This is a genomic window from Micropruina sp., from assembly GCF_047607385.1.
In the GTDB taxonomy this organism is placed as follows: domain Bacteria; phylum Actinomycetota; class Actinomycetes; order Propionibacteriales; family Propionibacteriaceae; genus Micropruina.
This window is the reverse complement of record NZ_JASGDE010000001.1, coordinates 1-11,934: the sequence shown is the minus strand read 5'-3', so window position 1 is coordinate 11,934 and position 11,934 is coordinate 1. Positions and strand designations below refer to the sequence as shown.

Annotated in this window: 11 protein-coding genes; 7 read left to right on the top strand and 4 right to left on the bottom strand. The window is 72.2% G+C overall.

Translation table 11 applies throughout. The features are described from left to right. On the bottom strand, positions 1-193 hold a 193-nt coding region (locus QM582_RS00055), incomplete at its 3' end, for a hypothetical protein (protein WP_415080629.1). 289 nt (positions 194-482) lie between these two features. On the opposite strand from QM582_RS00055, the gene sucC reads away from it, so the two are divergent. The 3 genes from sucC (at position 483) to QM582_RS00040 (ending at position 3,633) form a co-directional block, all read left to right on the top strand. Then, positions 483-1,655, top strand: a complete 1,173-nt coding sequence (gene sucC, locus QM582_RS00050; protein ID WP_415080628.1) for an ADP-forming succinate--CoA ligase subunit beta — start codon at positions 483-485, stop codon at positions 1,653-1,655. Positions 1,656-1,669: 14 nt separating this feature from the next. Then, positions 1,670-2,557 (top strand): succinate--CoA ligase subunit alpha, encoded by an 888-nt coding sequence (gene sucD, locus QM582_RS00045; RefSeq protein WP_415080626.1) that lies wholly within the window; start codon positions 1,670-1,672, stop codon positions 2,555-2,557. Positions 2,558-2,745: 188 nt separating this feature from the next. After that, positions 2,746-3,633 (top strand): type IV toxin-antitoxin system AbiEi family antitoxin domain-containing protein, encoded by an 888-nt coding sequence (locus QM582_RS00040; RefSeq protein WP_415080624.1) that lies wholly within the window; start codon positions 2,746-2,748, stop codon positions 3,631-3,633. A gap of 145 nt (positions 3,634-3,778) precedes the next feature. On the opposite strand, the gene QM582_RS00035 is transcribed toward QM582_RS00040, so the two are convergent. Next, positions 3,779-5,536, bottom strand: coding sequence for a hypothetical protein (locus QM582_RS00035; protein WP_415080623.1), 1,758 nt, complete (start codon positions 5,534-5,536; stop codon positions 3,779-3,781). 102 nt (positions 5,537-5,638) lie between these two features. On the opposite strand from QM582_RS00035, the gene QM582_RS00030 reads away from it, so the two are divergent. From QM582_RS00030 to QM582_RS00015, 4 genes are all read left to right on the top strand, one after another. Further along, entirely contained in the window at positions 5,639-6,934 is a 1,296-nt protein-coding gene (locus QM582_RS00030; protein WP_415080621.1) for a DUF6350 family protein, read from the top strand. Between the two features lie 62 nt (positions 6,935-6,996). After that, a complete protein-coding gene (gene purN, locus QM582_RS00025; RefSeq protein WP_415080619.1) occupies positions 6,997-7,575 on the top strand; it encodes a phosphoribosylglycinamide formyltransferase in 579 nt (192 codons plus the stop codon). Then, positions 7,572-9,131, top strand: a complete 1,560-nt coding sequence (gene purH, locus QM582_RS00020; RefSeq protein ID WP_415080617.1) for a bifunctional phosphoribosylaminoimidazolecarboxamide formyltransferase/IMP cyclohydrolase — start codon at positions 7,572-7,574, stop codon at positions 9,129-9,131. The genes purN and purH overlap by 4 nt, the downstream gene beginning before the upstream one ends. Before the next feature lie 31 nt (positions 9,132-9,162). After that, positions 9,163-9,462 carry a DUF3017 domain-containing protein gene (locus QM582_RS00015; RefSeq protein ID WP_415080615.1) on the top strand — a complete coding sequence of 100 codons (300 nt, stop codon included), beginning with the start codon at positions 9,163-9,165 and terminating at the stop codon, positions 9,460-9,462. 5 nt (positions 9,463-9,467) lie between these two features. Here the strand turns inward: QM582_RS00015 and QM582_RS00010 are convergent, their stop codons facing one another. Then, positions 9,468-11,186 (bottom strand): AMP-binding protein, encoded by a 1,719-nt coding sequence (locus QM582_RS00010; protein ID WP_415080613.1) that lies wholly within the window; start codon positions 11,184-11,186, stop codon positions 9,468-9,470. A gap of 19 nt (positions 11,187-11,205) precedes the next feature. Beyond that, positions 11,206-11,934 (bottom strand): SGNH/GDSL hydrolase family protein (locus tag QM582_RS00005; RefSeq protein WP_415080611.1); only part of this gene is annotated, 729 nt, incomplete at its 5' end.

The following is an 11,934-nucleotide window of genomic DNA, read 5'->3' as shown; positions in this document are numbered from 1 at the left end:
GCGCCTGCGGGGCCTGCGCCCGGCCGCCCGCGTCGCGGCTGAGCGCGGTGTCGCGGGCGTTCATCGCGTCGACGTCGAACCCGCCGATGGTGGGCTGGGGCGCGGGGGCCGCGGAGGAGGGCCGCGTGGTGGTGTGCGCCAGCCCGCCGGCGAGGGTGCCGATGGCCAGGGCGGCGATGGTGCCACGGAGCACCCGAGAGCGAATCCGGCTGGTCGCCTGAGGCTCAGTCTCGTGTGGGCGCACGCGGGTATCTCCTTGGTTGCGACGGTGGGGTGGATTCCGAGAACCGGAAACCTGCCGGTAACTTTAGCATTTCTTGAGAGATTCTCAGAATCGGCGGTCCTGGCGCCGTGAAGAGGGCTGCCGAGGGGGCGTCCGGTCCGCGCCGTGGTGGCGGGGTGCAGGTGCGCCGCCGGTCCGACTATCGTGACGCTAGCCCTGCGCGGGGCGGAAACCTTGCCAGTACGGACGGAGTGTGTCGGTGGATCTTTTCGAGTACCAGGCTCGGGAGCTTTTCGAGGCCCAGGGGGTGCCGGTTCTGCGGGGCATCGTGGCCCGGACTCCCGATGAGGCGGAGCAGGCGGCGCGAACCCTGAACACTCCGGTCGTGGTGGTGAAGGCGCAGGTCAAGACCGGTGGCCGCGGCAAGGCGGGCGGGGTGAAGCTGGCCCGCAGCCCCGAAGAGGCGCGCGATCGGGCGTCCGACATCCTCGGGCTGGTGATCAACGGCCACACCGTCGAGCAGGTGATGATCACCGAGGGCGCCGACATCGCCGAGGAGTACTACTTCAGCCTGCTGCTCGACCGCGCCAACCGCAGCTACCTGGCGATGTGCTCGGTCGAGGGCGGCATGGACATCGAGACGCTCGCCGAGGAGCATCCGGAGAAGCTGGCCCGCGTCGAGGTCGACCCGATCGCCGGGCTGGACGCCGCCAAGGCCGACGAGATCGTGGCCGCGGCCGGCTTCGCCGAGGCGGATCGGGCCGAGGTGGCCCGGGTGCTGGTGCTGCTCGGCGAGGTGTACCGGGAGAACGACGCGACGCTGGTCGAGGTGAACCCGCTGGTGAAGACCGGCGACGGCACCATCCTGGCGCTCGACGGCAAGGTGTCGCTGGACGACAACGCCGCCTTCCGGCACACCGACTGGGCCGGGCTGGCCGACGAGTCGCGCGACGACCCGCTGGAGATCCGGGCCCGCGAGCGGCACCTCAACTACGTGAAGCTGGACGGCAGCGTCGGCATCATCGGCAACGGTGCCGGCCTGGTGATGAGCACCCTGGACGTGGTGGCCGGCGCCGGCAAGGAATTCCCCGGCACGCCGACCCCGGCGAACTTCCTCGACATCGGCGGCGGCGCGTCCGCACAGGTGATGGCCGACGGGCTGGACATCATCCTCTCCGACCCGCAGGTGAAGGTGGTCTTCGTCAACGTGTTCGGCGGCATCACCGCCTGCTCCGAGGTCGCCAAGGGCATCATCGCCGCCCTGGAGATCCTGGGTGAGAAGGCCACCAAGCCGATCGTCGTCCGGCTGGACGGCAACGCGGTCGAGATCGGCCGGCACATCCTGTCCGAGGCGGCGCATCCGCTGGTGACGATGGAACTGACCATGGACTCCGCCGCCCGCAAGGCCGCCGAGCTGGCCAGCAAGAACTGAAAGGACATCCGTCGATGACGATCTGGCTGGACCAGAACTCCAAGGTGCTCGTGCAGGGCATGACCGGCTCCGAGGGCCGCAAGCACACCCAGCGGATGATCAGCTCGGGAACCCGCATCGTGGGTGGCGTCACCCCCGGCAAGGGCGGGCAGACGGTCACCTTCGAAGAGGACCCGGTGCCGGTGTTCAACTCGGTGGCCGAGGCGAAGGAGGCCACCGGTGCCAACGTGTCGGTGATCTTCGTGCCGGCCGCCTACACCAAGAAGGCGGTCTTCGAGGCGGTGGACGCCGGCATCGAGCTGGTGGTGGTGATCACCGAGGGCGTCCCGGTCAAGGACACCGCCGAGTTCTACCGCTACGCGGCCAACAGCGGGGTGACCCGGCTGATCGGCCCCAACTGCCCGGGCCTGATCAGCCCCGGGAAGTCCAACGTCGGGATCATCCCGGCAGGCATCGCCAGCCCCGGCCGGATCGGCCTGGTCAGCAAGTCGGGCACGCTCACCTACCAGATGATGTTCGAGCTCGGTGACATCGGCTTCTCCACCGCGGTGGGCATCGGCGGCGACCCGGTGATCGGCACCACCCACATCGACGCCCTGGCCGCGTTCGAGGCGGACCCCGACACCGACTGCATCGTGATGATCGGCGAGATCGGCGGCGACGCCGAAGAGCGTGCCGCGGCCTACGTCGCCGAGCACGTCAGCAAGCCGGTGGTCGGCTACGTCGCCGGCTTCACCGCCCCCGAGGGCAAGACCATGGGGCACGCCGGCGCGATCGTGTCGGGCTCCAAGGGCACCGCCCAGGCCAAGAAGGCCGCGCTGGAGGCCGCCGGGGTCAAGGTGGGCCGGACGCCCAGCGAGACCGCGTCCCTGGTCCGCGAGATCATGGAGGGCCGGGACTGAGCTGAGGCGGGCCTGTCCGCCCGGCCCCAACCTGACTGACACCTTCGGGAGCCACCGCCGCTTTGTAGACCGGCAGTGGCTCCCGTTGGTGTCGGTGGCCACATGGGGGGCGTCTGGGTCGGGCGGCGGGTCCTGCACAGCCGCCGCAGATCTGAACACTTCTGGCCGCGCGGGCACATACTGCGCGCGTGATTGCCCCGTACCTGCTCGACCGCGGCCTGTTCACCAGCCAGCAGGCCAGAGCCGCCGGCGTGACCGACTTCGAGCTTCGGCAGGCGGCCCGTGCCGGTCTGCTGACCAGGCTGAAGCGCGGTTGGTATACCGGCAGCCGGCCGGAGTGGCCATCCGACCTGCATCGGCTGCGCGTCCAGGCTGAACTGGCAGAGCGTACGCACGTCCGCGCGAGTCACTACTCAGGTGCTGTGCTGCTCGGCCTGCCGGTGCATCGTCCGGACTGGGGCACGGTCCACCTGATGCGCACCGGGCCCGGCGCGGCCGCTTGTCGGCGCCAGGTCATCATCCATGCCCAGGTCGAGGTGTCCGAGGATCTCGCGGTGCCGCTCGTGATCGCCCAGACCGCGTTGGAGTCACCCGCGTCCGGGTTGATGGCGCTGGATGCAGCGCTCGCCAGGGGCCTGGCCTCGCTGGCCGAGGTTCGGCAGGCGTCGGCGCTGTTGGCCGGGCATCGTGGCCACGCCCGGCTTGACCCGGTGCTGCGGCTGGGCGATGGACGGCGGGAGTCTCCGCTGGAGTCGCGGACGGCGCTGGTGCTGGATGCCTGGGGGTTCGTCCTGGAGCCGCAGTTCGAGGTTCCGGGAACCTCCTACCGGGCGGACGGGCGCCTGGTCGGCACGCGTGTGCTCATCGAGAGCGACGGTCTTGGCAAGTACGCCGAGCCGGCGGCGGTGGTTGCCGAAAAGCTCCGTGAGGACGAGCTTCGGGCACGGGACTGGCAGGTGGTGCGGGTGACCGACAAGCTGCTCGACCAGCCCGCTCGGCTGATGGCCCGACTGCGAGGTGCGCTGCTCCGGGCCGGTGCGCCGTGGCCGCTCGACGGTGACGGACCGCAGGCGTGAGTGGGCCGACGCGGTCAGGGCTTCCGTGGACTGACACCTTCGGGCGCCGCTGCCGCTGTACGAAGCGGCAGTGGCTCCCGTCGGCGTCAGTCAGCTCCTCGATGACGCCACGTGCGCCGCCGGTCGGGTGCCCCGGCTCGTCTCCTCAGGCGAACTGGGTGGCTCGCTGGGTGGCGCGTCCGACGATGGCCTTCCAGGCGTCGTCGCTGAAGTCGTAGCTCGACGACGGATTGGCCAGCAGGTAGACCAGCCGGGTGCCGACGGTGGCCACACCGACCCGGAAGCTGACCGTCTTGGAATCGCTGATCCGCTGGGTGACCAGGTAGCTGGTGGCTTTCAACTCCTTGCCGGCGGCGTCCGGAGCGGTGGTTGCGGTGTCCTTGACGGTGGCGGTCCGGGTGCGGTCGCCGCAGCCGGCGAAGTTGCTCGCCAGCTTCTTCGCCATCGCGGACGCGTCGGACGCCTTGGCGAAGCTGTACACGGCCTCGTCGATGCCGAAGCCCTCGGGTGCCTTCGGGTCGTCGGTGAGCAGATAGGTGCGGTGCGAGGAGGTGGACGAACCGGGCAGCTTGTTCAGATCGACGTCTTCGCACTGGCTGCCGACCAGCTTGGGCGCGGCCGGGTCGGTGGCCGTCCAGGTGCCGGCGCCGGCGGTGATCCGGGGCAGGTCGACCCAGGCCAGCCAGCCCACGGTCTCGGTCGCCGGCGGGGCGATCGCCATCACCTTCGGCTTGCCGGGGCAGGCGCCGGACGCCGGGCCGCACTGCCGTCGCTGCGTGGGGGTGGCCGCGGTGACCAGGCCGGCGATGTCGAACTCGGCGCCGCTGGGGACGGAGCCGTCGACCAGCGAGACGAAGCGGCCGGTGCGGGCCAGCAACAGGGTGTGTCGGCTGCCGTCGAGAAGCTGGGTGGTGATCGCGGTCGCGGTGTCGGCCAGGCCGTCGACCCGGTCGGTGGTCTGGATGACGGCGCCCTGGCAGGCGCCGACCTGTGCCACGAACGAGTCGACGGCGGTCCGGGCGGCCTCCGCCTCCGGCCAGGCCTGGACGACCTGCAGGACACCGCCGCCGCCCTTGTTCGCCGCGAACAGCACGTTGGACTCGGCGGTGGGCGATCCGCCGCCGGTGCCGGACAGTTCGATGCAGGCCGGCTGGCGGGGGACGCCAGGAGTGGCGCCGGCAGGATCCTGCACCGCCCAGGTGAGGCCCTTGCGCAGTTTGGCCAGGTCGGCCGCGGCGATCAGCTGGTCCGCCGCCACGGCGGGGGTCGGGGTCGCGGACGGGCTCTCGCTGGGGGTCTCGGACGGGGTCGCGGGAGCGGCCGCGATCGGGGCCGGCTGCCGGGAACCGACCCAGGCCAGCAGCCCGATCACCAGGGCCGCGGCGATGCCGATGATGATCCAGGTGGCGGCCCGGTGCCGCGGGTTCGGGGCCGGTGTGACGCCGGCCTCCGCGCCGGCGCCGAGTTCGCCGGACGCCTGGGACGTCTCCGCCGGGGCGGACGCCGGCGCATCATCCGCGGGCAGCGGCGCCTCGATCGGGGAGAAGGGCGGCGAGGAGACGCTGACCGCGGACCGGCGCGGGGCCGCGCTCTGCCAGCCTTCCGGCAGATCCTCGGCGGAGAAACGGCGGCCGGCGGCGGGCGGCTGCGCCGGCTCCGGCAGGGCCGGCGCCGGCGGCGGAATCGGGGTGCTGACCTCCGGCTCGTCCGGTGCCGTCTCCTCGTCGGAGTCGGCCCCGTCGGCGGGGTCGTCGTCCCGCGCGGCTCCGGCTCCCTCCGCGGGTGCCCAGGCCCGGGACGCGCCCTCCGTCGCTTCGGGGTCGGTTGCGGCGCCGTCCTGATCGGGCTCGCCGTCGGCCGCAGTGAACGCCCTGCGCGGCCGTTCCGGATCGGTGTCGCTCATCTGGTCCTCGTCGTCGGGAAAGGGGGTCAACCCGGCCGAGTTTAGTGGCGGTGGGCGTGTCCGGCCCACGCGGGCGGTTCGGCTCGGCGACGATGGGGAATCATGCCGACTCGCTCCGAACGCCGCCGCTCCCGCGTCCGCCTGACGGTGTCCGAGGTCAACGCGCCGGAACGGACGGCGCCGGCGCCCACGTTTCCGCTGATCCCGGTGGCGCTGGCCGCCGGTGCGGCGTCCGGGATCGCCGGCTGGCTGCTGACCGCGGGGCTGGTGATGGTCGCCTGGTTCACCGCGATGGCGATGCCGGTGCCGACGGCGCTCGGCTTCGCCAGCCAGTTCTGGCTCGCCGGGCACGGGATCGGTGCCGTGGTCGGCACGCAGCTGGTCACCATCGCGCCGCTGGGCCTCAGCGCCCTGTTCGTGCTGGTGGTTCGCGCGGTCACGCCGCTGGTGCTGCGCGCCGCCCCGGTCGAGAGCCTCGACGGACGCGGTGTGCTGAAGGCCTGGGCGCTCGCCACCGCCGGCTATGCCGCGGTGGCCGGGGTGGTGGCGTTGACCTCCGGAGCCAGCCCGCGGGTGGGCTGGGCGCTGGTCGGTGGCGTGGCGGTCGGCGGGCTGGGTGCCGGCTGGGCACTGGCCGGACGGCTGCGCGCGCTGTTCAACCCGCCCCCCGTACTGCGCGGAATCGGACGCGCCACGCTGGCCGGGCTGGGCACCATGACCGCGATCGCCGCCGCCGTGCTGCTGATCGGCCTGTTGCTGGGCAGCGAGCGGATCGTGCGGATCGAGGAGGCGCTGGCGCCGGACGGCGTCGGCTCCTGGCTGCTGGTGATCCTGCAGCTGCTGTTCCTGCCAAACCTGCTGGCCTGGACGGCGAGTTGGGCGCTGGGCGCCGGGGTCAGCGTCGGGGTCGGATCGCTGGTCTCGCCGATGCTCACCACCGCCGGCATGCTGCCCGCGATCCCGGTGTTCGGCGCCGTCCCGGAGCCGGGGGCCGGCGGCCCCTGGAGCTACGCCTGGCTGGCCAGCGGAGTGCTGGCCGGCGCCGCGGCCGGGTGGGTGGCGACGAGCAGGTCGGCCACCCGCGGCAGCCTGGCCGTCCGGCTGACCCGGGGTGCCGGAGCAGGCCTGGCCACCGCGGTGATCGTGCTGCTGCTGGCGGCGCTGTCCGGTGGCAACCTGGGGGCCGGACGCCTTGTCGGGCTGGGCCCGGTGCTGCTCAACCTGCTCTGGCTGGCCCCGGCGCCGATGGCGGTCGGCGGCGCCGGCGCGGCGTTGCTGCACTGGTTCCTGCGTGGACGCCGGCTGCCCGCCGACGCGACCCCCGAGGACAGCACCGAGCCGCTCGACCTGCCCACCGAACCGCTGGAGACCGAGACCATCGGGCTGAGCCGGGACTGACCGGACGCCGGCGTCGACCGCGGACGCGCAACCGCCCAGCCCAACCCACTAGGCTGCCGCTCATGGCTTTCCGCATCGCCGTGCTGATCTCCGGCACCGGGAGTCTCCTCCAAGCACTCCTGGACGCCCAGGCCGCCGGTGAACTCGACGCCGAGGTGGTCGTGGTCGGCTCCGACCGGGCCGACGCCCAGGGCCTGGCCTGCGCCGAGAGCGCCGGTGTTCCGAGCTTCGTCCACCCCTTCGTCAAGGGCTCCGACCGGGCCGCCTGGGACGCCGAACTGACCGAACTGGTCGCCGCCCAGCAGCCCGACCTGGTGGTGCTGGCCGGCTTCATGAAGCTGGTCGGGCCGGCCTTCCTGAGCCGCTTCGGCGGCCGGACGATCAACACCCATCCCGCGCTGCTGCCCAGCTTCCCCGGCATGCACGGCCCACGCGACGCCCTGGAACACGGCGTCAAGGTCACCGGAACCACCGTCTTCGAGGTGGACGCCGGCCTGGACACCGGCCGCATCCTGGCCCAGGAGCCGGTCCGGGTGCTGCCCGGCGACACCGTCGAATCGCTGCACGAACGCATCAAGGTGGCCGAGCGCGTCCTGCTCGTCCACACCGTCAACGAACTGGCCTCCAAGGGGGACTCATGACCGATCGCCTGCCCATCCGACGTGCCCTGCTGTCGGTGTACGACAAGTCGGGGCTGGCCGAACTCGGCCGGGCGCTGGTCGAGGCGGGCGTCGAGATCGTCTCCACCGGCTCGACCGCGAAGACCCTGACCGACGCCGGCCTGCCGGTCACCTCGGTCGAGCAGGTCACCGGCTTCGCCGAATGCCTGGACGGACGGGTGAAGACCCTGCACCCGCACATCCATGCCGGCATCCTGGCCGACCGCCGGCTGGCCTCCCACCGCGAGCAGCTCGCCGACCTCGGGATCGCCGCCTTCGACCTGGTGGTCAGCAACCTGTACCCGTTCACCCAGACCGTCGCCTCCGGCGCGGGCGTCGACGAGTGCATCGAGCAGATCGACGTCGGCGGGCCGTCGATGGTGCGGGCGGCCGCCAAGAATCATCCGTCGGTGGCGATCGTGACCGCCCCGGCGCAGTACCCGACACTGATCGCGGCGCTGGCCGAGGGCGGCTTCACTCTGGAGCAGCGGCAGGCGCTGGCCGCCGCCGCCTTCGTGCACACCGCGAGCTACGACGTCGCGGTGGCGTCCTGGATGGGCAGCGTGCTCACCGACTCCTCCGGCGGCGATGGCTTCCCGGCCTGGGTCGGCGGTACCTGGGACAAGATCGGCACCCTGCGCTACGGCGAGAACGCGCACCAGCCCGCCGCGCTGTACGCCCAGGGCTTCGGCCCGACGGGCATCACCCAGGCCGAGCAGCTGCACGGCAAGGAGATGAGCTACAACAACTACACCGACGGCGACGCCGCCTACCGGGCCGCCTACGACTTCACCGAGCCCGCGGTGGCGATCATCAAGCACGCCAACCCGTGCGGCATCGCGGTCGGCGCGGACGTGGCCGAGGCGCACCGCAAGGCGCACGCCTGCGACCCGGTGAGTGCCTTCGGCGGCGTGATCGCCACCAACCGCCCGGTCAGCGTCGAGTTGGCCGAGCAGATCGCCGGGGTGTTCACCGAGGTGCTGATCGCGCCCGACTACGAGCTCGGAGCGCTGGAGGTGCTGACCCGCAAGAAGAACCTGCGGATTCTGCGCGCCGCCGCATACACCCACCGCGGCGTGCAGCTGCAGCCGATCTCCGGCGGTGCGCTGCTGCAGCGGCCGGACCGGATCGACGCCCCCGGCGACGACCCGGCGAGCTGGACGCTGGCAGCCGGCGAGGCCGCCGACGAGGCCACCCTGGCCGACCTGGCGTTCGCCTGGCGGGCCTGTCGCGCGGTGAAGAGCAACGCCATCCTGCTCGCCTCCGGGGGTGCCTCGGTGGGCGTCGGGATGGGCCAGGTGAACCGGGTGGACTCCTGCCGGCTCGCCGTGGAGCGGGCCGGTGACCGCGCCGCCGGTTCGGTGGCCGCCTCGGACGCCTTCTTCCCCTTCGGCGACGGCCCGGAGATCTTGATCGCTGCCGGGGTGCGGGCCATCGTCCAGCCGGGGGGTTCGGTGCGGGACGCCGAGACGATCGCCGCCGCCCAGGCCGCCGGCGTCACCCTGTACCTGACCGGTACCCGGCACTTCTTCCACTGAGGTGCCGCCGTCGCATGGCACGATCGGTGCCATGACCTCCTCCGGCGAGCGGCCGCCGAAGAACTTCGTCCAGCAGGTGCTGGGGCAGTGGCCCCTGGCCACCGTGCTGCTGGGCGTGTTCGCCGGGCTGATCGTCGCCGCCGTCGGGCACTGGCGTTCGGGCAGCACCCTGATGGGGGCGTCCATCATCGTCGGCGGGCTGCTCCGGCTGCTGCCCAACCGCCGGGTCGGGCTGCTGGCCGTCCGCAACAAGGTGCTGGACACCATCGTGCTGCTCGCGGTCGGCGTCGGCATCGCGGTGCTGGCCTGGGCCGTGCCCCCGATGCGCTGAGTTCCTCAGCGCTGCTTGGAGTACCGGAACTGCTCGGACGTCTCCGGCTCGTTCCCGGCGGCCCGGGCGGCTTCCCGGGTGCGCAGGTCGACCCGGCGGATCTTGCCCGAGATGGTCTTCGGCAGCTCGGTGACGAACTCGATGATCCGGACCAGCTGGTAGCCGGACAGGTTGGCCTTGGCGTGGTCGAAGATCGACCGTGCCGTCGCCTCGGACGCCTCGAAGCCCGCGGCCAGGGTGAGGAACGCCTTCGGCACCGCCAGCCGGACCGGGTGCGGGCTGGGCACCACCGCCGCCTCGGCGACCGCCGGATGCTCCAGCAGCACCGACTCCAGCTCGAACGGGCTGATCTTGTAGTCGGACGCCTTGAACACGTCGTCGGCGCGGCCGACATAGGTGAGGTAGCCGTCGGCGTCCCGGCTGGCGATGTCGCCGGAGTGGTAGTAGCCGTCCCGCATCGCCTCGGCGGTGTAGGCGTCGTCACCGAAGTAGCCGCTCATCAGGGCCAGCGGACGCCGGGCCAGGTCGAGGCAGATCTCACCCTCGTCCTGGCCGGGCTCGCCGGTCACCGGGTCGAGCAGCTCCACGTTGTAGCCGGGCAGCGGACGCCCCATCGAGCCGTCCTTGACCAGCTGACCAGGGGAGTTGCCCACCCAGCAGGTGGTCTCGGTCTGGCCGAAGCCGTCCCGGATGGTCGAACCCCAGGCGGCCCGGACCTGGGCGATCACCTCCGGGTTGAGCGGCTCGCCGGCACCCACCAGCTCCCGCGGCGGACGGTGCAGCTGGGTCAGGTCGGCCTGGATCAGCATCCGCCACACCGTCGGCGGCGCGCAGAAGGTGGTCACTTGGTGCGAGTCCATCACCCGCATCAGCGCGGCGGCGTCGAAGCGGGCGTAGTTGAAGATGAACACCGTCACCTGGGCCAGGAACGGGGAGAAGAAATTGCTCCAGGCGTGCTTGCCCCAGCCCGGTGAGGAGATGTTCAAGTGGACGTCCTCGGCCCGTACCCCGAGCCACCACATGGTCGACAGGTGGCCGACCGGGTAGGACACCTGGGTGTGCCGGACCAGCTTGGGCCGGGCGGTGGTGCCGGAGGTGAAGTAGAGCAGGCAGGTGTCGCCGGCGAGGGTCGGGGCGTCCGGGGTGAAGGCGTCCGGACCGCTGTGCGAGTCGGCGAAGTCGACCCAGCCGGGCACCGGGTCGCCGACGCCGATCCGGGTCACCCCGGCGGGCAGGCCGGTGAACCGGTCGGCCAGGGCGGTCGGCGCGATGGTGTAGCCGGCGCCCGCGGTGCGCACCCGGAACTCCAGCTCGCCGGCGGTCAGCAGGGTGGACGTCGGGATGGCCACCGCGCCCACCTTGAGCAGGCCGAACAGGATCTCCCACAACTCGATGGTGTTGTTCAGCATCACGATCATCGCGTCCCCGCGCCGGACGCCCAGACTCCTCAGCCAGGCGGCCACCTGGTCGGAGCGCCGGGACAGCTCGCCGTAGCTGGTGCTCCGGGCGTGCAGGTCGGCGTCGACGATGGTGACCGCGGGCCGGTCGGGATGCTCGCCGGCCACCACGTCGAACCAGTCCAGGGCGAAGTTGAACTCGCTCAGTTCCGGCCAGCGGAAACCGGCGACGGCCCCGTCGTAGTCGGTGGCGTGATCGAACAGGAAATCGCGGGCTGCGCGCACGGCCTCGGTGGCGGCGCTGGCAGGACGTCCGAACTGCGGCATGCCTGCTATCCAACCACCGTCACCCGCGCAACGCCCGCAGGTTCGCCCGGACGATCGCCGCGACGCCGGCGGCATTGGGGTGGTCGCCGTCGTCGGCCAGCAGCCGGTCGGCGGTGTCGGCGAACACCGGCCGCAACTCGACATAGCGGGCTCCGGCCGCGCCGGCGGCGTCCTGGATGGCGGCGTCGACGGCCGCGGTGACCGCGCGGCTCCAGCTGAGCTGCGGCCAGCCGCCCTGCTGCAGGGCGGTCTGCCCGTCGGTCAGGATGTTCCAGTACCCGTCGACGACAAGGGTGTAGGGCCGGGTCCCCTCCAGGTTCGCGATCCGGGCCAGGATCTTCGCCAGCCGGCTCTGCATCTGCCGGACGTGCGGCTGGTAGCAGCTGCGCTCGCAGCCGGTGCGGCGCCAGGTGTCGAGGTCGTCGGTCAGGTCGTTGGCGCCGATGATGACCAGCACCACGTCGGCGCGGCCCACCTCGCTCATCGTCCGCGGGTCGTTGGTCAGGTCGTCCAGCAGGTCGTCGGTGGTGGCGCCGGACTCGCCCAGGTTGACCTGGCTGACCGGTACCTTCCAGGCGCTCTGCAGTGAGTCGGCGAGCCCCGCGACGATGCCGTCGCAGTCGCAGTTGGTCCCGGCCATCACCGAATCGCCCAGGCCGACCAGGTGCGCCGGCCCGGACGGGGTGAACTCGGTGCGGCTCGGGCTGGGCGACGGCGTCGCGGCGGGGACGGCCCCGGCGGCCGGTGC

Excerpts from the sequence above, each read along its gene's own strand:
- sucD (WP_415080626.1), top strand. The coding sequence starts at position 1,670 with ATGACGATCTGGCTGGACCAGAACTCCAAGGTGCTCGTGCAGGGCATG.
- QM582_RS00035 (WP_415080623.1), bottom strand. The coding sequence starts at position 5,536 with ATGAGCGACACCGATCCGGAACGGCCGCGCAGGGCGTTCACTGCGGCC.
- QM582_RS00030 (WP_415080621.1), top strand. The coding sequence starts at position 5,639 with ATGCCGACTCGCTCCGAACGCCGCCGCTCCCGCGTCCGCCTGACGGTG.
- purN (WP_415080619.1), top strand. The coding sequence starts at position 6,997 with ATGGCTTTCCGCATCGCCGTGCTGATCTCCGGCACCGGGAGTCTCCTC.
- purH (WP_415080617.1), top strand. The coding sequence starts at position 7,572 with ATGACCGATCGCCTGCCCATCCGACGTGCCCTGCTGTCGGTGTACGAC.
- QM582_RS00015 (WP_415080615.1), top strand. The coding sequence starts at position 9,163 with ATGACCTCCTCCGGCGAGCGGCCGCCGAAGAACTTCGTCCAGCAGGTG.
- QM582_RS00010 (WP_415080613.1), bottom strand. The coding sequence starts at position 11,186 with ATGCCGCAGTTCGGACGTCCTGCCAGCGCCGCCACCGAGGCCGTGCGC.